General features: G+C 34.4%; 26 protein-coding genes. 7 read left to right on the forward strand and 19 right to left on the reverse strand.

All coding sequences use genetic code 11. The features are described from left to right. Positions 1-710 precede the first annotated feature (710 nt). The gene (gene nhaB, locus CJF42_RS17900; protein WP_095367987.1) at positions 711-2,294 is read right to left on the reverse strand and encodes a sodium/proton antiporter NhaB; all 1,584 of its coding nucleotides are present in this window, start codon (positions 2,292-2,294) and stop codon (positions 711-713) included. Between the two features lie 323 nt (positions 2,295-2,617). Between nhaB and CJF42_RS17905 the strand changes: the two genes are divergently transcribed. Continuing rightward, a complete protein-coding gene (locus tag CJF42_RS17905) occupies positions 2,618-2,896 on the forward strand; it encodes a hypothetical protein (protein ID WP_095367988.1) in 279 nt (92 codons plus the stop codon). A 120-nt stretch (positions 2,897-3,016) separates the two neighbouring features. Here the strand turns inward: CJF42_RS17905 and CJF42_RS17910 are convergent, their stop codons facing one another. From CJF42_RS17910 to CJF42_RS17955, 10 genes are all read right to left on the reverse strand, one after another. Continuing rightward, positions 3,017-4,711 carry a Na(+)/H(+) antiporter subunit D gene (locus tag CJF42_RS17910; RefSeq protein WP_095367989.1) on the reverse strand — a complete coding sequence of 565 codons (1,695 nt, stop codon included), beginning with the start codon at positions 4,709-4,711 and terminating at the stop codon, positions 3,017-3,019. Next, positions 4,698-5,003 carry a hypothetical protein gene (locus CJF42_RS17915; protein ID WP_252097655.1) on the reverse strand — a complete coding sequence of 102 codons (306 nt, stop codon included), beginning with the start codon at positions 5,001-5,003 and terminating at the stop codon, positions 4,698-4,700. The genes CJF42_RS17910 and CJF42_RS17915 overlap by 14 nt, the downstream gene beginning before the upstream one ends. Before the next feature lie 29 nt (positions 5,004-5,032). Further along, complete coding sequence (locus tag CJF42_RS17920) at positions 5,033-6,499, reverse strand: proton-conducting transporter transmembrane domain-containing protein (RefSeq protein ID WP_353651690.1); 1,467 nt, start codon at positions 6,497-6,499, stop codon at positions 5,033-5,035. A 23-nt stretch (positions 6,500-6,522) separates the two neighbouring features. Next, positions 6,523-7,998: a monovalent cation/H+ antiporter subunit D family protein gene (locus CJF42_RS17925; RefSeq protein WP_095367991.1), complete on the reverse strand. Its 1,476-nt coding sequence runs from the start codon at positions 7,996-7,998 to the stop codon at positions 6,523-6,525. Beyond that, positions 7,995-8,360, reverse strand: coding sequence for a cation:proton antiporter subunit C (locus CJF42_RS17930; protein ID WP_095367992.1), 366 nt, complete (start codon positions 8,358-8,360; stop codon positions 7,995-7,997). The genes CJF42_RS17925 and CJF42_RS17930 overlap by 4 nt, the downstream gene beginning before the upstream one ends. Further along, positions 8,357-9,355, reverse strand: a complete 999-nt coding sequence (locus tag CJF42_RS17935) for a DUF4040 domain-containing protein (RefSeq protein ID WP_095367993.1) — start codon at positions 9,353-9,355, stop codon at positions 8,357-8,359. The genes CJF42_RS17930 and CJF42_RS17935 overlap by 4 nt, the downstream gene beginning before the upstream one ends. Continuing rightward, entirely contained in the window at positions 9,343-9,693 is a 351-nt protein-coding gene (mnhG, locus tag CJF42_RS17940) for a monovalent cation/H(+) antiporter subunit G (protein WP_095367994.1), read from the reverse strand. The genes CJF42_RS17935 and mnhG overlap by 13 nt, the downstream gene beginning before the upstream one ends. Beyond that, the gene (locus tag CJF42_RS17945; protein WP_095367995.1) at positions 9,690-9,956 is read right to left on the reverse strand and encodes an MrpF/PhaF family protein; all 267 of its coding nucleotides are present in this window, start codon (positions 9,954-9,956) and stop codon (positions 9,690-9,692) included. Before CJF42_RS17945 ends, mnhG begins: the two co-directional genes overlap by 4 nt. Next, positions 9,956-10,426: a Na+/H+ antiporter subunit E gene (locus tag CJF42_RS17950; protein WP_095367996.1), complete on the reverse strand. Its 471-nt coding sequence runs from the start codon at positions 10,424-10,426 to the stop codon at positions 9,956-9,958. Before CJF42_RS17950 ends, CJF42_RS17945 begins: the two co-directional genes overlap by 1 nt. Positions 10,427-10,495: 69 nt before the next feature. Continuing rightward, the gene (locus tag CJF42_RS17955) at positions 10,496-11,356 is read right to left on the reverse strand and encodes a universal stress protein (protein ID WP_095367997.1); all 861 of its coding nucleotides are present in this window, start codon (positions 11,354-11,356) and stop codon (positions 10,496-10,498) included. Between the two features lie 515 nt (positions 11,357-11,871). Here CJF42_RS17955 and CJF42_RS17960 point away from each other — a divergent pair. The 3 genes from CJF42_RS17960 (at position 11,872) to CJF42_RS27610 (ending at position 13,852) form a co-directional block, all read left to right on the forward strand. After that, positions 11,872-12,147 (forward strand): TFIIB-type zinc ribbon-containing protein, encoded by a 276-nt coding sequence (locus CJF42_RS17960; RefSeq protein WP_095367998.1) that lies wholly within the window; start codon positions 11,872-11,874, stop codon positions 12,145-12,147. 558 nt (positions 12,148-12,705) lie between these two features. Then, a complete protein-coding gene (locus tag CJF42_RS17965; RefSeq protein ID WP_095367999.1) occupies positions 12,706-13,461 on the forward strand; it encodes a GlcG/HbpS family heme-binding protein in 756 nt (251 codons plus the stop codon). Between the two features lie 235 nt (positions 13,462-13,696). Beyond that, positions 13,697-13,852, forward strand: coding sequence for a hypothetical protein (locus CJF42_RS27610; RefSeq protein ID WP_170940650.1), 156 nt, complete (start codon positions 13,697-13,699; stop codon positions 13,850-13,852). Positions 13,853-14,390: 538 nt separating this feature from the next. Here the strand turns inward: CJF42_RS27610 and CJF42_RS17970 are convergent. From CJF42_RS17970 to CJF42_RS17990, 5 genes are all read right to left on the reverse strand, one after another. Beyond that, entirely contained in the window at positions 14,391-15,581 is a 1,191-nt protein-coding gene (locus CJF42_RS17970; protein WP_095368000.1) for a dipeptidase, read from the reverse strand. Positions 15,582-15,650: 69 nt separating this feature from the next. Next, on the reverse strand, positions 15,651-15,887 hold the full coding sequence (locus tag CJF42_RS17975; protein WP_095368001.1) for a YheU family protein: 237 nt from the start codon (positions 15,885-15,887) through the stop codon (positions 15,651-15,653). Then, positions 15,884-16,864: a hydrolase gene (locus CJF42_RS17980; RefSeq protein ID WP_095368002.1), complete on the reverse strand. Its 981-nt coding sequence runs from the start codon at positions 16,862-16,864 to the stop codon at positions 15,884-15,886. The genes CJF42_RS17975 and CJF42_RS17980 overlap by 4 nt, the downstream gene beginning before the upstream one ends. Positions 16,865-17,488: 624 nt before the next feature. Beyond that, a complete protein-coding gene (locus CJF42_RS17985; RefSeq protein WP_095368003.1) occupies positions 17,489-17,953 on the reverse strand; it encodes a TIGR02444 family protein in 465 nt (154 codons plus the stop codon). After that, positions 17,940-19,859: an ATP-binding cassette domain-containing protein gene (locus tag CJF42_RS17990; protein ID WP_095368004.1), complete on the reverse strand. Its 1,920-nt coding sequence runs from the start codon at positions 19,857-19,859 to the stop codon at positions 17,940-17,942. Before CJF42_RS17990 ends, CJF42_RS17985 begins: the two co-directional genes overlap by 14 nt. A gap of 106 nt (positions 19,860-19,965) precedes the next feature. Here CJF42_RS17990 and CJF42_RS17995 point away from each other — a divergent pair, with 106 nt between their 5' ends. After that, positions 19,966-20,166 carry a YheV family putative zinc ribbon protein gene (locus CJF42_RS17995; RefSeq protein ID WP_095368005.1) on the forward strand — a complete coding sequence of 67 codons (201 nt, stop codon included), beginning with the start codon at positions 19,966-19,968 and terminating at the stop codon, positions 20,164-20,166. 18 nt (positions 20,167-20,184) lie between these two features. Here CJF42_RS17995 and CJF42_RS18000 read toward each other — a convergent pair whose 3' ends face one another. Continuing rightward, a complete protein-coding gene (locus CJF42_RS18000) occupies positions 20,185-20,400 on the reverse strand; it encodes a SlyX family protein (RefSeq protein ID WP_095368006.1) in 216 nt (71 codons plus the stop codon). 13 nt (positions 20,401-20,413) lie between these two features. Beyond that, a complete protein-coding gene (locus tag CJF42_RS18005) occupies positions 20,414-21,466 on the reverse strand; it encodes a WD40 repeat domain-containing protein (protein WP_095368018.1) in 1,053 nt (350 codons plus the stop codon). 290 nt (positions 21,467-21,756) lie between these two features. Here CJF42_RS18005 and fkpA point away from each other — a divergent pair, with 290 nt between their 5' ends. Next, complete coding sequence (gene fkpA / locus CJF42_RS18010; protein ID WP_095368007.1) at positions 21,757-22,527, forward strand: FKBP-type peptidyl-prolyl cis-trans isomerase; 771 nt, start codon at positions 21,757-21,759, stop codon at positions 22,525-22,527. 107 nt (positions 22,528-22,634) lie between these two features. On the opposite strand, the gene rsd is transcribed toward fkpA, so the two are convergent. After that, entirely contained in the window at positions 22,635-23,099 is a 465-nt protein-coding gene (gene rsd, locus CJF42_RS18015) for a sigma D regulator (RefSeq protein WP_095368008.1), read from the reverse strand. 416 nt (positions 23,100-23,515) lie between these two features. Here rsd and hemE point away from each other — a divergent pair, with 416 nt between their 5' ends. Then, positions 23,516-24,583: a uroporphyrinogen decarboxylase gene (gene hemE, locus CJF42_RS18020; protein ID WP_095368009.1), complete on the forward strand. Its 1,068-nt coding sequence runs from the start codon at positions 23,516-23,518 to the stop codon at positions 24,581-24,583. Positions 24,584-24,664 lie beyond the last annotated feature (81 nt).

Here is a 24,664-nt window from a genome sequence, read left to right on the forward strand (position 1 = left end):
AATCCGGCTCCCGCAACCAATTTCTTTATTTTAAGAAATTGAACACCAAAATTATTAGTTTTATCCTTAATAATAAGATCATTAATTTAAGATTATTCCAACTCCGATAATTAACTACTCAGAGTGTCTCTGTTGCATCAGATATCCATTTAAATATGACTTCATTACATTCATATTACTCATAGGTGAGATAATTGCATCAATTTTTCTATTTTCATGTAAATAAGCTACAAACAAATTTTTATACCCATGTTATACCAATTCAAATAAATATATGATCAATCTAAATGGTCTAAATATACAATAGCTGCGTTGCTTTCAATTCCAATAGCCATCTATTGCTCAATCAAGTGTCTTGCTATTGAAAATTTATCCTAATTTATATCAGAACACTTAATTAATATAATTGGTACAACCAATAATTACAAATCATGCCTTGTACTTGTATCCTACCCAAGCTCTGAAATCTGTATTTCCAAGTAGTACGGGTATGTAAATTTGTGTTGTTGAACTACGCTTGGTCCACTTTCTTTTTCGGTAAAATATGAATTGTCGTATTCTGTTGACCAAACCTATCTCCATCTTAAAATCATGCATTAATGCGATAAACCAACATTCCGCATCACTTTTAGGAATAAATTTCATAACTGTAATTCTTTTTTAAAAAACCCAAAATAGCAAATTAGTCTATTTTGGGTATTGAGTTAGGATCAGTGTTTTGCAGGCGTGTTACTACTGACATTTTGATGTTCTATCCAGTGATTTTGATAGAAGGTTTCTGTCACAGAGGTAAGTACTCCAGAGTAAATCATGATCAAACCTACAAATGTTAAAACGATAGTATAGGGCAAGGCCGCAATGACCATTCTTCCGTAAGATAACCGAATTAAAGGAGCTAGCGCCGAGGTGAGTAAGAATAAGAATGCAGCCTGACCATTTGGTGTAGCAACACTAGGCAGGTTAGTTCCTGTGTTGATTGTTACTGCAAGCATATCGAATTGTGCTCTGGTGATTTGACCTGATTGTAATGCTGCTGCTACTTCATTAATATACACAGTACCGACAAATACATTGTCACTAACCATAGATAGTAAGCCATTAGCAAGATAAAACATCACAAGTTGCATATTGCCATCAAAAGTTAGTACCCAATGAATAACGGGTGTAAAAAGTTGTTGGTCGATTATTACAGCTACAATTGCAAAAAATACCACCAATAAGGCAGTGAAAGGTAAAGCTTCTTGGAAGGCTTTACCAATGGCATGTTCATCTATTACACTGGTAAAAGCTGAAGCTAATATTATCACGCTTAAGCCCATTAGTCCTACAGGAGCAAGCTGTAATGCTAAGCCTGCAATTAACCAAATAGCAACACAACCCTGTGCTATCAATTTAACATTATCTTTATAGCTGCGGCTATCATCTTCATGTTGAGAAAACTCAACTAAGGTTTCTCTGACATTTACAGGTAGTTTAACACCGTAGTTAAACCAACTGAATTTTTCAACGAGAAAACAGGTAAATAACCCTGCTATAAATACTGGGATGGTTACAGGAGACATTCTTATTGCATATTCAACAAATTCCCATCCAGCTTTACTTCCTATGATCAGGTTTTGAGGTTCTCCGACTAAAGTCATAGCACCACCTAAGGCAGTACCTACACCAGCGTGCATCATAATATTACGTAAAAAACCTCTAAATTGTTTTAAGTCATTTTGGCTAAATTCAGTTAGCTCATGATCACTGGTATGATCATGCCCATCCTCTAGAAAACTTTTGTTAGAAGCGACCTTATGATAAACAGAGTAGAAGCCTATCCCTACACTTATGACCACAGCTATTACAGTTAAGGCATCAAGAAATGCAGATAGAAAAGCACTACTAGCACAAAATAATAGCGAGAGTATGATCTTAGATTTAACTTTGGTGAGCATTTTTGTAAAAGCAAATAACAACAAATTCTTGATGAAGTAGATACCAGCAACCATAAAAATTAATAATAAAATGACCTCTAAATTAGCGGCTAATTCATGTTCAATTTGGTGAGGAGTTGTCATGCCTATTGCAACAGCTTCAATGGCTAATAGACCTCCAGGCTGTAATGGATAACATTTTAGTGCCATTGCTAAGGTAAATATAAATTCCAAAACGAGCACCCAACCAGCGATGTAAGGTGATAACATAAAAAGTATAGGGTTGAATATTAAAAAAGTAATAATCGTCAGTTTGTACCACTGAGGGGCTGAACCCAAAAAGTTATGAAATAAGGTATTGGCAAATTTTTGTGGCATAGATTACTCGTTAATTTTATTATTAATAATAAGCTAAAGTTCATCTGAACTATCCGTTAATGATAGTTTAGTTTAAAAAAATTTTTGAGTAAAACGTAAAAATATGATTTTTAAGTATTCTGACTTAAAAATATCAGTATTTTATATCTTTTTATCGATTAAATTCATTTATGAAATACACTGAAAGATCAAGATAAAATCTATTTTAGACTAAACTAGAGACTTGATTGCACCTTAATTACTGCTAATATTTGTGCAATAAGCATTAAAAATATCACTGTATTATTGACGGAAACGAATTTATTTAGATAAAAGGAACTGTAATGCAATTATCAAATGAAGAAAGTATTTTCGCTGTGCTTTTGACTCGTTTTGATAAGCAGCATTTACCTATTCTTCTGAGACTTAAAGAAAAGGTTGACCAAGGGGAGATACTCAACGATTTAGAATTAAGGCACCTTGAAGAGATTTTCAATGCTACTTATGATATTTTACCTAAGGTGGATAAGCGCCCGAAATTCCATAAAATCTTTGCCGAAGCAATACACATAGGTCACCAGATTACTGAGCAAGCATTAAAGAACATACAAGAACCGCCCTAAAACATCAGTCATTGATAGCAGGGAATAGTCGTTCCCTTGTCAACATTAATAACGCAGCATAAATCGTTTTTAACCCCAACTGAATTCTGTATCTTGAGGTAGCTTGGCTATAAAGTTAGTTTATATAAAACTCAATGCTAAATAACAAGCCAATATAATTACAATACTTAATGTCATATTACTTATAGTCTGTGCATTAGAAAAAATACCATTAGGTCGATGAAATCTTTTAATTATTAAGAGTATTAAGCGCAATCTATTAAGGACAACTTGTCTAACAAATCTGTCAACAAAGAAAATTTTATTGATCAGAGTTGACCATAAGCTTGGTAATAAGCGACGGTAAAACCAATCAAAGTCAAGATTGGTTGAATGCAGTTCTGCTGGATAGATGCCTTTAATATTTAACCATACAAAAGCGAGTGCTGCGAAAAATAGTAATTGAGTTTGTGCTAAAACATGGCTCTGATCATAAGGGCTATAATCGTGGCTATAAGGTAAAAACTGATATAAGATATTTGGATAGATGCCTATCGCTAGACATAAAGCAGCTGGAATGAGCATGGCGATAAGCATGTTTAACGGCGGATCCTCGGCTCTCAGACCTGAGTCTTTACCAAAAAAAGCAAAGTATGGGATCTTAATACCTGCGTGGTGGAATACTCCAGCGGATGCAAATAGAAGGGCAAGCCAGATCCCGTAATATTCCTGATTGAGCACAGAAGTCATAACCATAGATTTACTGACAAATCCGTTAAATAACGGAAAGGCAGAAATAGATGCAGCTCCAATCAAACACAATACAGTTGTTTTTGGCATGGTTTTATATAAAGCGCCAAGATCTGAACCGTTAATGCGGCCCGTCATATGCATTACTGCTCCCATTGACATAAAAAGAAGGCCTTTAAATAATACGTCATTAAAGGCGTGTGAAACAGCACCATTAAGCGCAAGTTCTGTTCCTATACCTATGCCGACCACCATAAATCCGACTTGGTTTATTAAGCTGTAGGCTAAAACACGGCGTAAATCATTTTCAATAACGGCATAAAAAATTGGAAAGCAAGTCATTATCGCACCAATATATATTAATAACTCACTACCAGCAAAGCTTCTAGCTAAAGCGTAAACCGCAACTTTAGTAGTTAAAGCACTTAAAAACACAGTTCCACTGGGAGTTGCTTCTGGATAGGCATCTGTTAGCCATGTATGTAGCATTGGGAAGGCGCATTTAATGCCGAAGGCTATAAAAATTAGCGTAGCACCTAAACCTTGAAATTCTATGTGTGAAAACTCTATACTGCCATTTTTATGCCAATAAAGCAGAGTACCGATCAACAGGAGTAATCCAGAAATAAATTGATAGACAATGTAACGTAAGCCGCTAAAAAAAGATTTTTGACTTCGTCTCGACCAAATAAGGAAAACAGACGATAACGCCATAAATTCCCAACATATAAATAAAGATAATAAGTCACCAACAAACACGGCACCTAAAGCTGCTGCGGTATAAATTAAACAAGAGATTTGCTGCACTCTATCCCGGACATGTAAAGCATAAATGATTGAAAAAAATGCAGCTAAATGAAAAATATAACCAAATATTAAACTCAGTTTATCTATACGGAAAGGGTTTAGTTGCAGTTCAAACAATGTTATTTGCCAGACTGTTTGTGGATTAATTTGCCACAGATTAAATGCACCCCAGATGGGAGCCATTAACATCAAAGCTGAAGATACACGACCACGAGTAAATAATACAATAAACGCAATAATTAAAAAGGGAGCAAAGGGTGGCAGTTCAAAGATCAACATTTTCAGCCTCACTATTATTATATGGCACTTTTATTTTACTTTCAGTTTTATGGTAATAATTTTCAGGTCGCATTAAAACAGCACGTAGCCATTTCGCAATAATCACTAATAATACGCAGCCGATGAAGCCATAAAAAGCGTAGAATCCAGGGATACTTTCCAGAGGATGGTTACCGTGTCGATACAACATAAAGTCTAATGCGAATAAAATCATACAAATAGTTGAAAATAAATATACGAAGCAGCTCATATTTTTTAATTCTGTAAAAATGTATTTGATTCGTAGCTTCATCACTTAGCCCTGTTTATGAATGTATTCTATTAGCTTGTAGTGGAAATAATCGCAGAAGCCAGTAGATAAAGTGGTTGAGGAAATAAAAACAAAATCACACATGCACTTGCACAGATACAGATAGCTATTAACACCGGTAATGGAGCTTCTAAAGACGTACTATTTATGTGATTATGATGACTTTGAGAGTAAAAGGCTGAGATAGAAATCGGTAGTAAATAAAAAACATTCATTAACGAACTTATTGATAAGATTCCCATTAACAACCATTGTTCGGCCTGAATAGTGCCATGTAATAAAAACCACTTACTCCAAATTCCTGCTGTAGGAGGTAGACCAATAATTGATAAACTGGCAATGAAAAATGCAGCCATGGTAATAGGCATTTGTCTACCTATACCTCTCATTTCACTGATCAGAGTTTTTTTTGTCATAATCAAGATCGCTCCGGCGCAAAAAAATAAGGTGATTTTGCCAAAGGCATGGATAACCATATGCATAACAGCGCCAATTATACTAGAACTATTGGCTAATAGAGCTCCAATGGTGATATACCCTAATTGGCTAATTGTTGAATAAGCCAGTCGTTTTTTCAGGTTATCCTGATACATTGCAATCAATGAGGCAAAAAATACTGATACGCCAGCAAGATATAGCAAAGCTTGCGTTGCTGGTAGATTATTAATTGACTCTGTACCAAAAATATAAATACAAACTTTCAGTATAGTAAATACGCCTCCTTTTACTACAGCTACGGCATGTAACAAGGCACTGACAGGTGTCGGAGCAATCATTGCGGCTGGTAGCCAGCGATGAAATGGGAAAATGGCGGCTTTACCTATGCCAAAAATAAAAAATAGTAAGAGAATTGAGATAATAGGTTTGACGGAAGCTGAAGGGGATAGTGTCTGATGAAATAGACCTCCTGGCGTAAAGTATAATGATCCACTGACTAACCAAGTTCCAATTATTGCAAATAAAAAAAACATTATTGAAGTAAATAGGAGTATCGATAAATATGTGCGTGCATTACTCTTAGCGTTATCATCGCCAGCATGGGCAACTAGTGGATAAGTTGATAAGGTTAATAATTCATAAAAAATGTACAAGGTAAAAAGGTTATCGGCGAATGCGATACCCATTACGCAAGCCATTGTTAAAGCAAAATACTGATAAAAACGGGTTTGATGTTGTTCCTGAGATTTTCGCATATAACCGATAGTATATACATTGGTTATCAACCATAAAAAACTAGCCATTAATACAAAAAGTAATCCAAGGGGCTCAATAGAGAAACTCATAGTCAGGCCAGGCATTATCTCTAACCAAATAACTTCTACATTTACTTCTTTAGTATAATTGTGAAATAAATTTATGATTATTACTACCAAGCATATACTTGTGACAAGGGTAATTGATTCACGGATATTTGGGATGTTTGTTGCTAAACGAATTGCTAGAGTGGCAATCAATGGCATTAAAATAGTGAGTTGCAAACTGACTTCATTGTCCCAAGGTATCATGGCATAGCCCCCAAGGATTGAGCTGTTAGTTTAGTTATTGTAATTGTAAACCGTGGATTGATGCCAAAATACAGATTAGCAAGTATCAAGAGCCAAGTTGGGAGCAATAGACTGAAAGGAGCTTCTTTTATATGGTTTAAGCCTGTTTTATTTGTGGTGAAATATGCTGTTTCCACTATACGCCAAACGTAAATACCTGTTAATATCGACCCTAATAAAATAAGTACAGTCACAGGCCATAAATTATTTTCTAGGCTGGCTATCAGCATATACCATTTACTAATAAAACCAACCGTTAGTGGGATACCAATTAAACTTAAACCGCCTATTACTATCGCTGCCATGGTCCATGGCATACTTTTACCTAGTCCTGAAAAATCTGTTAATTGCGTACTACCTACACGATACATCACCGCTGATAGCGCTAAAAAAAGTGCGCCTTTCATTAACGCATGATTAAACAAATGTAATAGGGCTGCAACTAACCCTGTGCTGTTATTCATACCCAGTGCTAGTATAATGTAAGCAATCTGTGAAATGCTAGAATAGGCAAATAGTTGTTTAACATTATTCTGATAGATTGCTATAGTAGATGCTGTTAAAATACCCACTAGGCCCAAAGCTAATAATATTTTTTGTAGTGGTAAAATTGAAAAAGAAAACTCTATGCCAAAAACAGTAAATATAAATCGCAATAAAATATAAATAGCAACCTTAGTCGCTGTTGCAGCAAGAAATGCACTTACGACTGATGGTGCATAAGCATAGGCGTTTGGCAGCCACCAATGCAAAGGAAATAAGGCTAATTTTAAGCACACACCAACTGTAAAAAATGAAAATGCGATAATTAAAGTACGGGACTCTGATAGATTAGGTAAGCGCTCGGATAAGTCATGCATATTTAAAGTACCAGTCATCATATACATTAAACCGATACCAATTAGAATAAAAGTGGCACCTAATGTTCCGACGAGTAAATAACGCAAAGCCGCGGTTAAAGCCCTGCGATCCTTTCCAAGTGCGATTAAGCTATAAGATGAAAGTGAAGCAATTTCCAAAAAAACAAAAACATTAAATGCATCACCTGTCGCTATGATCCCTAACATACCTGACAAACATAATAAAAATAAGACGTAAAATAAGACGTATTTGTTGTGTGATAATTCAGCAGTAATACTAGTATGAGCGCTCAATAAAATAATACTGCTAATTCCAGTAACAATGAGCAGTAAATAAGCATTAAGGTAATCTATTCTATACTCAATTCCAATGGGTGCTTCCCAGTCACCTAAACTATAAATAATAGTGCCACTTTGCATAACTTGATGTATTAAGATAATGCTGATTATAAAAGAAATAGTGCTAGCAATTAAGGTAAAGAGCCAAACCAGTTTAGGTCGGCTTATAATTAAACAAAGTGGTGCGGAAATGAGCGGTATAATTACCTGTAGGATAGGTAATTGAGAGCTCATTGTTGTTGCTCCTTAGCATGTATTTCATCTTCTTCGATCGTTCCGTAACTTTGTTTAATACGAATAACTAACGCAAGAGCAAGTGCCATAGTGGAAATGCCAACAACTATAGCCGTCAGTATTAATACATGAGGTAATGGATTAGAATATAGTATATTATCTCCTTCTATATTTTTATAAATGATGGGTGCTGTTGCTCCCGATATATTAGCCATGCTTATGTAAAATATATATACGGAGGTTTGAAAAATAGTTAAGCCGATAATCTTCTTAACTAAATTTCCATGAGCGATAAGAATGTATAAACCACTCATCATTAGGATCATTACAACCCAATAATTAAATGATTCTAATATATTCATTTACCTTCACCTATTATTGAAACTTGCTTAGTAAAGGCTATGAATATTAATAAAATGATAGAAAATACGGTAATGCCCACCCCTAACTCTACGATGAGTACCCCTAGATGTTGTCCCTGTAGCGGATCTTGCGCTAAAACCTTATAGTTGAGGAAACTTTTACCCGTGAATAGAGGGATCATTCCTATACAGGTATATAGTAGAACACCTAATGCAGAGAAAAACTCTAACCAACTTTGACTGATAAGTTTTTGTGATGCCTTAAGTCCAAATAACATAGTATATAGAATGAAAGCCGATGCAAAAATAACTCCTCCTTGAAAACCACCTCCAGGTCCAAAATCACCATGAAACTGAACATATAACGCAAATAATAAAATAAATGGGATCAGCATCTTTGAGATAACTCTTAATATATGATTCTGAATCAGAGATTTAGAGAGATCATTCTTGAACATAGATAAATTTTTTATATTGGTATTAACATCTAATAAGGTGATTACTCCGATACCTGCTGCAAAAATTACAAAGAGTTCACCTAAGGTGTCGTAACCCCGATAGTTAGCTAAAACACTTGTTACAATATTAGGTATTCCAGTTTCTGTATAGGACTCTTCAATATAATAAGTAGCGACATGCTGATGTATCGGTGCATCAGATGAACCAAATGGTGGCATTTGCAATGTTCCATATATCAACAAAAAACCGCTTATTATCACTATAACGAAAGTTAATATTGGTTTAATACGTTTGTTTTTTTCAAAACTACCAGTAATCGTTAATGTTGATAGCAATAATATAGTTGAAACTCCAACTCCAACAGCTGCTTCAGTAAAAGCAACATCTACAGCATCCATTAGTACAAAAAAACAGGCGCTAAGTAGACTATAAATATTTAATAACATCACGATTGCAAACAAATTATGCGTTTGTATTATGGCAAACACTATCAAAAGTAAAAAGCATAATATAACAACATGGATTAAGGGTTCGATGAACTTTCTCCTTTATCTTTATCTGGTGCGTTAATCATTCCTATTTTGGCTTTTAAATTACTCCTTCTTGCAGTATTAGCTAAGATAAAACTGACCGTAGGGCTAGTTAGTAGGATAAAAAGTAATATGAGAATTAATTTACTCAGGCTTGTATCCCAGCCACTTTGCAATATTAAACCAGATAAGATTAGTCCAGTACCTAAAGTATCAATCACCCCCGCAGCATGCATTCGACTATAGAAATCAGGAAAGCGAAACAGGCCAATCGATGCAACGATATTACAAAAACAACCAACTAATAAGAGAATATTACTCAGGCTACTTAAATAAGTTGTCATGAATTATCCTTATTCCGTTGCTGATATTCAAAAAAACGTAATACACCAATAATGCTGATAAAATTAAGTAGGGCATATACCAAGGCTATATCAAGAAATTCGGGTCGTCCTGATAAAAAACCTAAAACAGCGATAAATAAAATGGTTTTAGTACCAAATATATTGACGGCTAGTATGCGATCGTAATGGGTAGGTCCAATAAAAGCGCGTAATAAAGCAAGTAACATGACCATTAGAATTGCGATAATTGAGACTAATAACATTAGCTTTCCAACATTTTTATACGGCGGGCCATTTCACCATTTATTAATGCATCCGCGAGCTCTGTTGTTAGAGCATGTACCTGTATAGATTCATTATCTAATTTCAGAGTTATTGTACCCGGTGTTAAGGTAATTGAATTGGCAAAAATGACTTTACAAATGTCGTCTTTAAAATCTAGCGGTATATTAATTATTTTGGGATCTATGCTTGTATCACCTTGTAATATTCTTTTGAGTACGTAAATTCCTCCTAAAATTATTTCTTTTGTAAGCCAGCAATAAAAAGCGCTAATTCGAATGAGTAAATGTAAAGGGAGTGATTCTTGATCCACTAACTTCATTCTTTGACAGATGAGTAAAACCAGGACAATTGACAACAAGCCTAAAATGAGGATCGAATGAGTATAATGTCCGGAATTGACAGTCCAAAATATTATTAATAATAAAAATAGACTAAGGGTAAGTCGCATAACTTTTCCTTATACATGAAATTTATTTTAATCGACTTAACTATTTTTTGTGAATATTATTTAATTAATCTATACTTGCTCTCGTTTGATTATCAAACAATCAGTGCGTAAATGATGTAGCACTTTTTCGGCAGTATTTCCTAATATAAAACCACCTAAACCTTCTCGGCCAACACAGCCTATAATTACCAAATCACTATGTAATTCATTAGCCATATGTGGAATAGTCCGATCGGGTGGCCCTGCTGTAATATGTGAAGTTATTGCGCTCATATCAAAGCGATTTAACAGTGATTGCATTTTTTGTTTTGCGGCAGGCCCCTTTGACTCTATAACTAAATCTTTATCTACGACATCAAACTCCAACAAAGGCTTTGAAATAGGTATGCTATACATTGCATTTAATTGAGTGTGAGTAAGTGTTGAGTAACTGTATCCCCAAGTTAGAATTAAATCGTTTAATGCATTATGATTATCATCATCATGTGATAAATCTATCGTTAATAAAATATTAGCCTGACTTTTCCATTTTTCGTGGCTAGCTATCAATATTGGGCAAGTTAAGTGACGGATTAATTGCCAATCTGTAGGAGTGTGGAATAATGCTTCTGTGCGATGTCCCTCTTTTATCACTAAGTCAATGGATTTTTGAGTGCAACGTTCGACTACCCAGTCAGCAATGTTTTCAGTGATAACTACTTCATAAATAATTTCTGTGGTGTCATCAAATACATTATCAATTGTTGAAGAAAGAATGTCCTCTGCATCACTTATAAGTTGTGACGGAGCTGTCTTGGAAGAATCTATATTATTTATAAATTTGATTATCTCGATATTACAATCAAAGTAAGTAGTAATATAGCGAGCTTTTTCTAACGAAAGTACATTATTCTCTTTCATATCTGCAATCACTAATACGTTCTTTTTCATAGTATTTCTCCCAATATTTATTTCAGTAAAGAACACAGCCCTGACTTTGTCAAATATGGGATCATGAACTTTTAACTTTGACACTGAGAGGTTTTTGTATAGGGAAGGTAGGTTTAAATTAATCAGCTAGTTTAACTGAGCGTAGCGAAAATATAGGGTGCTTTCCCTGACTCTTTATACAGCCATTTATGGCGATGCCTGAATATTTTTTGCGATTTTTTATCAGTATGATCTAATCGATTTTTTATTTTTAGGTTGGTAGTGTGTTTGAATCTAATACCGAAAAATTGATTACGATTACGTCATAGATATAGTGGAGTTGGAAATGTAACCGAAGATTTTATTCGTAAATATGTGTCAAATCAATTGGGAAGCTTTCAGACTCGGTCAGTTACTTTCTGTATATCTTTAACCCGTTTTCCCTAGGTATTTGTACAGTTCAACAATACAAAAAAGGTGTTTGTGCTACAATTAGGGGAGGTTATTTACCAAACCTTACAAACAAGGAGTGATCTATGTTATGTCCTCATTGTAAAGCGACTTTATATGTCTGCGAACACCAATCAATTGAGTTTGATTATTGTTCCCAGTGTAAGGGAGTGTGGTTGGAACATGGTAAACTAGAACAAATAATAGCAAGTACAAAATCGTTATCAAATGTAATCTATTCTCCACTAAATAAGCAATCAATTACCAAAAAAAGTGACAATCAAGGGCAAGTTATAGAGCAAAGTCGACAGGAAAATAGAATAAAACCTTTCTTTTACGGAATGTTCGAAGATTTTGAGTAATACCAATTCGAGTAAGTTAGTGATCAAATTTTAATAAAGATAAATTTTCAAAAACAAGGCGCTTGATTGAGTAATAGCAGGCTATTAGGATTGAAAGCAACGATGTTATTAGAATATTTAGTTCATTTAAATTGAGTAATTATTTATTCGTATTGGTATAAGAAGTTTATGAGATCCTCAGAAAAACCTCATTGATAGATAAATGTGCTTTCTTTAAGCTTTGATAAGTTATACCAATTCTATTGATTTGATTCGTAATTTAAATGGGGGTGATTTTCAGGAGCAAGGGGTTAGGTTAAGCAATAGCTGATTATTGTATATTAGGACATTTAGAATAATCATAGATGTAATCGAATTGCTATTAATCAAGCTATAAATCAAAATCACCATAATTTACTTTTAGCCAAATGTCGATATATTCCTTTTTTAATAAATCAAAACTCAAATTATTTTATATATTATTACCATACAGTAATACATATTTGATCTAAGTGGTTATTATTAATATTTTAGTAATAAGTATAATAGAGCCAACCTTAAAACAGAGATTATATTATTATGACTACTTTTAAACTAAAAAAAATTATTGTGGCTGTAGGTCTTTCACTTACTACTTTCACTTCTTTTGCTAATACTGCTGATAGATCTATGCCAACTCATATTGAAGTTAAAAATGCCTTAAAAGAGATAATTAAAGAAACAAATGGTGGTTTCCAACTAAATATGTGGGCAACTGTTGTTGACCGAGATGGTATTGTTCAATCGGTATCATTTTCTGGTAGTGATCGAGGGGAACAATGGCCTGGTAGTCGAATAATTTCGGCTCAAAAAGCTAACACTGCCAATGCGTTTAGTTTGCCTAACTTATCATTGTCGACTTCAAATTTATTCATGGCAGTACAGCCTGGTGGTAGTTTATATGGTTTACAGCATAGCAACCCTGTAAATACAACAGTGGCTTATGGTGGTGATGTAAATACTATTGGTACAGATTCTGATCCTATGGTTGGCCATAAAATTGGTGGTGTTAATGTTTTTGGTGGCGGTTTAGCTATGTATAGCAGTGAAGGTAAGTTAATAGGTGCAATTGGCGTTAGTGGTGATAGTTCATGTGCCGATCATAATATCGCTTGGAAATTACGAGATAAATTAAAGCTTGATAATGTCCCTAATGGGATTAGTCCAACAGGCGACGATAACATTGTTTATGATATCGACAAGGGTGTGAGTGCTAATGGTTGGGGACACCCTGTATGTGCCACCTCTGCAACTGATATTGCAATTAACCTACCCAAAACACATCCTTTAAAATAAATTATTTTTAATTGAAATTAAGTTGCTTCAATTTCTGAGTTTCTAGATTATTAATAATTTACTCCCATAAATTATGGGGTTTATACCCAAACCACTTCAAGATGCAGGATTCAGTTGGAATTAGAAATGCTTTAGGCAAGGCATTGATTGAAGAACATGGTTATTCCCTTTTCAAAATCAATAACGCTGCATAAAGTATTTATAAATCAACCTTACAGGGACTTCTGAGCAAATCATGCTCGTTGTTCCATCTTTTTTTAAGGGAGTAACCATTAATGCAAAGATGCGCCTAGATCATGAATTGCTCAGCAGTCCTGAACCTCACATCTTGAAGTGGCTTGGGTATATACCCGTGCTCCTCGACTTGCTGAAATCGCGTATTTCCATGTAGCATGGGTATATAAAAACGATAATGGATATTATCATGAAATTGACAGTTTTTATCCCCGTCATTATATCAATGGCAATTAATATAAATGTTTATTACGCTTAATCCCCAAAGTTAACTCAAACCTTGTTTCAAAATGAAAACGTCTTTAACGGCTCAGATAATAAGCTTTATAACCATGGCGTCTAGATTGAAGGAAACTTAATGAAATTAGTCGGTAAAACTTAAAAGTGCAGCAAGGCGCAGCCATTATTGATTCATACATTTCGCTTTTAGATAAAAGTACACTATGTTTTAGAAAGTGACGAATTAAACTGGCTATTTTTTATTTCTAAAATGCATGTCTTTTATTCTAAATTCCAATGCTGCATTACAAAGGAGTCACATGCCCAGCGACGAAAATATTGGCATTGTTATATCAACATGCTAAAGCCGATAAAGGCATGTAGGGGGGGTGATAATATGAAGAATACATGAGCTGAACGTAGAAATTTTTGACAGGGGTGAGGCATGAGCCTCATCCTTACTCGATACCTAAACTTTAGTTCGTAGATGCGTATTGCTCTACTTGTTGCCAAACGCGTAATAAATTACCACTTAATATTTTTTTGATATCATTATCTGAATAACCGTATTCAATTAATGCTTGAACTAAGTTGGGGTAGTTCGATACATCTTTTAAACCAACAGGTAAAGAATCGCCAACGCCATCAAAATCAGAACCTATGCCAACATGATCTATGCCTATGAGTTTGACAACGTGATTTATATGTTCAACAACTTGCTTTGTAGTTGCAAATGGGTATGGATTCTTTACCGCATATGCTTTTTTAAAACCTTTTAATTGTAAGCTATTTTTACCATGTTTATCTTGTGCTTCACTGCGTTTAGCTTTCATTTTTTTGCTCCAAGCACCCGCAGCTGAAGTAACAAAACTTGAACCAAAGTTAATTTGTATCACACCGTTATTATTTTTTAATGCTAATAGCATTTTATCATCCATGTTACGTTCAAAACCTGGGGTGTATTTACGTAAAGAAGAGTGGGACGCGATCACTGGTACTTTTGAAATATCCATTACTTGATAAAAAGCATCATCAGAAATGTGTGAGACATCTATCATCATGCCCAGATTATTCATTTCTACGACTAATTCTTTACCAAATTTACTTAACCCATTCCATTGTCGACGTAAGTCATACGAAGAATCAGAAATATGATTCGTCTGAGAATGGGTTAAAGTGATATAACGAATACCGCGATTAAAAAAGTGATTTAAATTTTCAATTTTACCTTCGATAGGAGACCCATTCTCCATGCCCATAGCTAAAGATATTTTTCCTTGTTCAAATTGCTTTGTAATATCAGAAACAGAGTCTGCCATTGCAAATTTATTTGGCGCACGTCCAACTAAAGCTTCCATAGAGTCTATTAGTCTATTTGCCATTTCATAACTGCCGCCAGTTTTCTCTAAATGGGCTGGAATATAAATCGACATAAAAGGTGCATTTAAGCCACCTTCAACAGCTCTTGGATAATCAAAATCACCGTCTGCCGATTTTGATACATCTTGCCATTGTTTTTCAAGACGGTAAGGCACATCGATATGGGTATCGATAATGAGACTTTGTTTACTTAACTCGATGGCATGTTCAGATGCTGTGTATAATTTAGCTGATACATTAACGCTTATAGCTAATGCAAGTAATCCTAGAGTTGTGATGCGTTTCATTTTGGTTTGCTTAATTATTATTGTTAGTAAATCTATTGTGTTGTTGTACTAAAAAATATACAAGTATAATTATTCAAATTCGTTTTTGTTTTGCTGAAAAGTAGTTTTAGGCATAATGTTTATAGTTTCATGTAATTCAGAGTAAGTAATAACTGCATCACCTTGCTCTAATTGGTTTTTTATGTGGGAGATTTTATCGTTTAAGCTCAGTTCTGCTTCTCCGTAATCTGTACCTTCACGTAAGATAAAACTTTCAATTAGGTTGTTTAATGTGTCAATTGGGATTTCTTTAAAAGGGATGATCATTTTATATTTAACTGCTTTTTAAAGTATTCAGGAATGCGTTGTTCCAACCAAAAAATTGGCTTGAATGGATTCTTACCGCTAATAAAACCAACATGGCCGCCTTTTTCGGTGATATTAAGCTCAACATGTTCACTTATATGTGAGTTGTCAGGAACAGACTTGATTGAAAGCATAGGGTCATCTACTGAATGTATAATTAAAGTTGGCGTTTCAATTTTTATTAAGTATGCTTTGCTGCTAGCTTTATTATAATAATCTTTTGCATTTTTAAAGCCATGTAGAGGAGCTGTAACTTTATCATCAAATTCCCATAAGGTAGGGATATTTTTAATGTCTTGCTTGTTTAGTCCTAATAAAGGCTCAATTAAAGACTCTTTTCGACCAGTAGAGTGTTTTAATCTATCAAGTAAATATTTTTGATAAATTTTACCTAGGCTCTGTTGAATTACTTGGCACGAAGAAGCTAAATCAAAAGGTGCAGATATAACGGCACCTGCATCTAATTGGCTATCGTTTTGATATTCACCTAAATATTTACTTAACATATTGCCACCGAGAGAAAATCCAATAGCGACCATTTTTTTCTCTGGGAATTTTTGTTTTAGGTATTGTATTAAAAACCGCGCGTCTGATGTTTCACCGCTATGATAAGCTCGAGCTGTTTTATTCGGTGCTACTGAGCAATTTCTAAAATGCATAAGTACAGTATCAAAACCGCTATCTTGCATCGCTTTCATCATACCCTTAGCATAAAAACTATGAATATTACCTTCAAGGCCATGGAATATAATTGCTAAAGGTTTATTGTTGTTTTTAGCAACAGGGCAGCTCCATGCAAGTTCGATAAAATCCTGATCGGGTGTGGTAAGTGATTCTAATTCATAAGTAAGTTTGAGCTTAGGGCGAAAGAAACGCGGTAAAATAGTTTGTGCGTGTTTGTTTACCATCCACCAAGCTGGACGAAAGTGACTGCTCATTATGTTTTAAATAAGATTAAAAAAATGCACAGTTAGTTTAACTGTTAACAATAAAGATATAAAGGACTAATCGCAGTCAATCTGGAATAGTCCTTTAGTGCGTCGTGCTTAATTTATGGTTACTTATATTAGATATTCACTGTGAAAGGTAATTGGAATATCACTGGGTTGAAGCTTCTTTGATTTTGTTTATAAAAAAGAATGTAAAAAAAATACAAATGCCGATCACAATAGTAAGAAAGCCGAAAGACAAAAATAGAACTGGGTCACTAAAAAAATCTCTAAAAAAAACGGACATGGTTATGCTCCTAATCTGTTCACACACTAAGATTAAGGCATGATGAAAAAATATAATATGACATAGATCAAACTCAATTAGCTTTTAATTCAGAATAGCTGTCGAGTTTGATTTAAAACATCTTTTAAGCGTAGAAGCAGGAAGTATAAAGCTTAACATGTGACTATACCCAAGCCACTTGCTAATACTTGTTTCAGAATTTATCAGGTGAGTTAGCACAAGGTACATCATTTAAGGAACATCATTTTAGGAATAACTATTACCTGCAATAAATGTCTTGTATTTGACCATTTAAACTCCCGCTGAAATCATACATGGCATATATGTTATTTCACATCAAAATGAAGATAGGCATATAGATTTTCAATACTTTGAGTTGGCGTTATTTCACAATTATTGATAGTGTTGATCAATTGTGATTGCTGATGCTTTTCCATTGAGAGTTCGGCATCAAGCAGCATTTTTCGCATTTTAGAGTATAAAGAAATATCTGTTTTTTTTAGTCTTAATCTCAATGATCTTAAAGGCAACAAAAAACTATTTTCAAAATCAGCTATAGTCAATATTAACTTGTTAAGTGTTTCTTGGCTGATTGAAACTTTTAGCTCATCTAAATACAGCATTAATAAGCATATATTAACATTTTTATTAAACTTATTTTGTAACTCTAGCAAAGAGTATGGTTGCTTATCTTTATGATATAGCCTGTTTATATTGTAAACACCACACGAAAAGTGCCAAAAATCTTCAGCACTTATTTTTATAATTTTTTTATTATTAGAGTAAATCATTAAAAGCGGATTCTTTTTGTTCTAGTATTTCTAATTGTGCTAATAACTGATCTTCAACATCATTTAGCATAGGAACACATTGCGCTTGTTGTTCTAGAAATTGATTTAATTTAGCTTTATTTTCAGCTTGATATAAATCGTTATTTGCAAGTGCACTTTCAATTTTTTCTTTTTCGATACTGAGCTTGTCTAGTTTTTGCTCTAGAGAAGAGATTAGTTTTTTAATCGGTTGGACAGACTTTCTAAATTCAGCTTCTAAGCGTTTTTGCTCTTTACGGTTTACTGTTTTATTTTCAGTTTCATCCTGATGAGTGATTTCTTCAATTGTAGCGTCTTTTTTAGGATTCATTAACCATTGGTAATATTCTTCAACATCATAGCCAAATGGTGTTACAGTGCTTTTATCTACTAAATAGAATTCATCTGCGGTGTTTTTAAGTAAATGACGATCATGTGATACGGTTACCATTGCACCTTCAAAACCTTGTAGTGCCATTACTAATGCGTGACGCATTTCTAAATCAAGGTGATTAGTTGGTTCATCCAATAAGAGTAAATTTGGTTTTTGATAAACTAACATAGCTAAAACTAAACGTGCTTTTTCACCGCCAGAGAAAGGCGCTACTGGGCAAGTAGCTTGGTCACCTATAAAAGCAAAACCGCCTAAAAAGTCACGTAAACTTTGCTCTGTTGCTTTTGGGTTTAAACGTTGTAAGTGTAAAATAGCACTGGCATTTAAATCTAGAGACTCTAACTGATGCTGAGCAAAGTAGCCTATATTAAGTCCTTTATGTTGAAATACTTCGCCACTTTGCGGGTTTAAATCACCAGACAATAATTTTATTAGCGTTGATTTACCTGCACCATTTCGACCTAATAATGCAATTCGACTTCCAGGGACTAAGTTAAGTTTTATATTATCTAATATAGTGATATCGCCATAACCCGCTTTTGCTTTATCGAGTGTTAATAGTGGATTAGGTAATGCTATAGGTTCAGAAAACTCAAAATTAAACGGTGAATCAACATGAGCTGGCGCTAACTTTTCCATACGCTCAATTGCTTTAACTCTGCTTTGCGCTTGTTTTGCTTTAGTTGCTTTTGCTTTAAAGCGAGTGATGAACTTTTCTAAGTGTGCAATTTGTTCTTGTTGTTTTTCATAGCTGGCTTGTTGCTGTGCTAATCGTTCGGCTTTTTGACGTTCAAACTGAGAATAATGTCCTTTATAAATATTAATTTTTTGATTGGATATTTGCCAAATTTCATCAATTACCGCATCTAGGAATTCCCTATCATGTGATATTAATACCAAAGTGCCTGAATATATTTTTAAAAAGCGCTCTAACCAATACACCGCATCTAAATCTAAATGATTTGTTGGTTCATCAAGTAGTAATAAATCAGATGGATGGATCAAGGCTTGTGCTAAGTTAAGTCGCATTCTCCAACCTCCAGAGAAGGAACTTACAGGTAATACAAGCTGTTCATTACTAAAGCCTAATCCATGTAATAACTCACCTGCTTTGGATTCAATACCATAGCCACCTACTATTTCAAGTTGTAAGTGTATTTTTGCTTGTGCTTCACCGTCGCCATTCTTTTCAGCTAAGGCTAAGGCTTCATGTAATACATAATATTTTTTATGGCCTTGTAGTACATATTCTAAAGCTGAGATATCTAATGCAGGAGTTTCTTGTTTTACAGATGATATTTCCCAATCTTTTGGTATAAAACAATCACCAGCGTCTGCATGTAACTTATTTTGTAATAGTGAAAATAAGCTAGATTTACCACAGCCATTAGCACCTACTAGACCTACTTTATGTTTTGGGTATAAAGTTGCATTGGCATCTTTTAATAGGCTTTTACCGCCTCGTAGTAGCGCTAGTTGAGTAATTTGGATCATGTTGCAGTAATAACTCTTAATAAAGCATAAAAATGGTTGATGAGTATATCAGAGTTATGAAATAAGGAGTAAAATACAAACAGTAAAATATGAGAGTAAATTAAAAATGAAACAGAAAAAACGTTTTATTGCGGGTGCAACATGCCCTGAATGTCATGCTATGGACACCATGATGCTGTATAAAGAAAATGATGTTGAAAAAGTAGAATGTATTCAGTGTCATCATATAATGACGCAGCCTAAGGAAGCTGTTCAAGCTTCAACACGCCAATTCGAGCAAGTAATTGGCGTATTTAATCCAGAATAATCCTGCTACGCAGGTTTATTAATAGTGTGGCGGTGGCGGTTCTATTTGTTGTTCTGGTCCTAAATCTGCGTTTTGTGACTCTTTTACCTTTTCAGCCAGTAGCTCAGTTTGTCTTTGTATTTTGGCTATTAATTGTTGATGCATTTTTAATTCATCATTCAATATATCAATAGTTTCATCTTGAAAAGCTATTTTAGCTTCCAATTCATTAACTCTATCTTCCAATGCGCTCATAGTATGAAAATGCTCATTTTAGGTTTTTGGGTATGGTCCAAGTTTCAGCCAAACCACTAGAACTTTCAGTGATAAGAGATAGACCATCTTCTGTAAAAGCGACATCATACACGACTGCAGATTTAGGGCGAGAACCTTTTCTAGGGTTAACCCGCCATTTCTTGAGTTGTTGTCCTGTTTTAATATCCCATAAAGCAAGTTTCCGAGAAGGAGCTCCTGTAGCAAGAAAACTGCCATCGGGGCTAAAACGAACGGCACTAAAAATCTGTTGTCTACTAAGATATTGTAAATTAGAGATCATATCACCAGTTTGTAAATCCCATATACGTGCTTGTTTTTTGCTATCGGCCGTAAAAGCAAAGCGACCTTTTGGATCTAATTTAACTTGAGTAACGCGACTTGGGTGATTAAATCTATGGATCACTTGGCCTGTGCGGGTATCCCATAAATATGCAGTGTAATCATTTGAACCTGTTAATGCGTAATAACCATTAGGTGATAGATCCACGGCATTTATTTTTTCTTGATGACCTAAAAATTCAATGCGTTTGCCACTGATCACATTTATATGAACCGCTATGCCGTTACTTTTGCCATACAAAATGTAACGACCTTGATTGCTTAGTGCAATATCTCTAATATTTGAATCTTTTACTTTCCAAAACCCAATATTCTGACCTGTTTTAATACTCCAAAGTGCAAAGTTATATTTATCTGCAGTTACTACAATTTTACTATCAAATGAAATATCGGCAGCCAGTACTAAATTTCCAGAATTTCCTTGTGTTAGCCATTCATCTAAATTTGACTCAGCAGTGAGCTTTTGATTTTCTTTATCGTTAAGGTGGTTCCATTGGTATTTTAAAGCATTTTCTTTGAGATCCCATAGCGCTAGGCCGTGATGCATTGAGGAAATTATACTGTAATTGGCATCATCTGAGATACTTGCGGCATATGAGCCCTCCACAGCATGTTCAATGGCATTATCGGGTAACTTGACTTCCGAGCCGCACGAAGTTAATAAAAATACTAAAAGGAAGTGACATAAAGGTCGATTTATAGTCATATTACGCATATTTTTCCTTAACTCTTGCTGTGCAAGAGGTTAGACTAAGGAGCGATTTGGCTTTAGGCTACTTGCACAATGTATTTGTAAAGCTCATTGTGCAAGTCGCTTCGTTTCTCGTCAATTGAATTATTCAGATGAGAAATAACTTTTGTATATATAATATTATAATATTATAAATTATCATATTTGAAGTTCGTGCTTTCAATGAGTTAAATATATTGGTTAGCCGTTATTTTAAATTAGTTAAGTTCTATTAAAATGGCAACTTTCATTTGCCGGAGACAATAATGAAAAAAACAATGAAACTATCACTACTTGCAGCCTCTATTTTGGCTCTTACAGCTTGTAACCAAGAAGCAGCTCAAAAGCAAGAAGTTGTTGCTGAAGTTAAATTAGAAACACCAGCACAACAACAAGCATATGGTATTGGTGCATCAGTAGGTGTCTTTTTAAATAAAGATTTAGCTGATAAAAATGAGTTAGGTTTTGCTTTAGAGCAAGAGCTTTTAATTCAAGGTTTTAGAGATGCACTTGCTGGAAACTCTAAACTTGACGAAGCTAAAATAAAAGAGGTTTTAACACAGCTTGATAAATCAGTAAATGAGAAAAAAGCACAAACAGCTAAATTAGCCGCTGAAGCAAGTAAAACTGAAGGTATTAAATTTTTAGCTGATAACGCTAAAGTTGAAGGCGTAACAACAACTGAATCAGGTCTTCAATACCAAGTAATCACTACAGGTGAAGGTGTTAAACCTGCGGAAACAGATATTGTTAAAGTGCATTACAAAGGTACTTTAATTGACGGTACTGAATTTGATAGCTCTTACAAGCGTAATGAGCCTGCAACATTCCCATTAAACAAGGTGATTAAAGGTTGGACTGAAGGTGTGCAACTTATGAATGTTGGCGCTAAGTTTAAATTTACAATTCCTTCAACACTTGCTTATGGTGAACGTGATTTAGGTAAAATTCCAGCTAATTCAACCTTAGTATTTGAAGTTGAGTTACTAGAAATTGAGCAACCTGAAACTGCGAAAACAGAATCAGCTAGCGAATAGCTTTACATTGATAAAGTAACGAGTTTAACTCGTTACTTTAAAACATAAAAAAAGCGAGATGATTTCTCACTTTTTTTATGTCAATTTTAAGGGTTTAGAGTTAGGTATTAATGATTTGAATAAAGGTTATCGATAAGTTTATCTTCATATTCAAATCTTTGCTCAAGAATTTCACCTAGTTTTGATAGCTCAGCGTCAAAATCAGGAAGTAAACTTTCTTGTTTTATTTCGGCGTATTTATCATTAAATGATAAAGCAACATCTGTTGATTCGGATATTTTTGGATATAATACTTGTGCTAACGCTAAGCTTTGTTTGCCTTTGGTTTCACATGCTTTGGCAATATCATTATAAATTTCGAAATGTCCAGCCGATAAATAGTCCATTAATATTTGGCAAAACTTTTGAATGTGATCCAACTCAGGTAGTGCTTGTTCTTTACTGTCAAAAGGAGGTAGTCCAACTAACTTGCAATAAAGTACCAATAATTCTTGGCGTTCGTCTAACCATGAGTCAATAACAGAGTGAGAACCACCCCATTCTTGCTGTGCTTTTTCTAGTTGTGTTAGCATAATTATTCTCCCTGTTTTTACTATACCTCTATAAGAAGGAAATATAAGTAAAAGATCAACTTATTTTTAATGATAAGTTTTAAATTAAATATAATCAATTGATTTTTAAGTAATTATAAAGTGGTATATATTTTTATTACGGTCTAAAAAAATAAAAACCACCTACTTATTAATTAAGATAGGTGGCATAAATTTTTTATTTTCCGCTTTATACGAAATTCTTATTATGTTTAATTTTATAACAAATTAATCTATTTATGGCAATACTTTATTTTTAATTTGATTTAACATTCCTTGGTCTTACACATAGAGGCTTTGAGCTCTAAGTGGTAATATATATACATAACTTAGACATCCTGCAGTAGTCATTTTAAAATTTATAAAATGTTGGGATTAATCAGCTAAAAGAGACTTACATGAGTGAATTGAAAAACGATCGTTATTTACGTGCTTTATTAAAACAACCAGTAGATGCAACACCTGTATGGATGATGCGTCAAGCGGGTCGTTATTTACCAGAATATCGCGCATTACGTGCCGAAGCTGGTGATTTTATGAGTTTATGTAAAAATGCTGAGTTTGCCTGTGAAGTAACCTTGCAGCCATTACGTCGTTACCCTTTAGATGCCGCTATTTTATTCAGTGATATTTTGACTATTCCTGATGCGATGGGTTTAGGCCTTTATTTTGAAACGGGTGAAGGCCCTAAGTTTGAGCGTACTATTGAGCGTATGTCAGATGTCGAAAATTTACCTGTTCCAGATCCTGAACAAGAACTTGGTTACGTAATGAATGCTGTTCGTACTATTCGCCGTGAGCTCAAAGGCGAAGTTCCCCTCATTGGCTTTTCTGGTTCTCCTTGGACATTAGCAACTTATATGATTGAAGGTGGAAGCAGTAAAACGTTTGGTAAAATTAAAAAAATGGCATTTTCTGAACCTAAAATGTTGCATATGTTATTAGATAAATTAGCTGATTCAGTTATTTTATATCTAAATGCTCAAATCAAAGCGGGCGCACAATCTGTAATGATTTTTGATACTTGGGGTGGCATTTTAACACCGAGAGATTATAAAGCTTTTTCATTATCTTATATGGATAAAATTGTAAAAGGTCTTATTCGTGAAAATGATGGCCGTAAAGTACCTGTGACCTTATTTACTAAAAATGGTGGTATGTGGATTGAAGATATCGCAGCAACTGGCTGTGATGCAGTAGCGCTTGATTGGACGATAAATATTGCCGATGCTAAACGTCGTATTGGCGATAAAGTTGCACTACAAGGTAATATGGATCCTGCAATGTTACATGCATCTCCTGAACGTATCCGTGAAGAAGTTAAAACGATTCTTGATGGCTTTGGTGAGGGCGGAACTGGTCATGTGTTTAATTTAGGCCATGGTATTACGCCAGATGTAACGCCAGAAAATGCAGGAGTATTTATTAACTCGGTACACGAGTTAAGTAAGCCTTATCACCAGTAAAGTGATGTAGTAAAAATAAAAAAAGGAGAGCTAAGTTCTCCTTTTTTGTTTCTTTGATTGTCTGGATTTAGGACTTGAAGT

The sequence above is a fragment of the Pseudoalteromonas sp. NBT06-2 genome, assembly GCF_002276045.1.
Classification (GTDB): Bacteria; Pseudomonadota; Gammaproteobacteria; order Enterobacterales; family Alteromonadaceae; genus Pseudoalteromonas.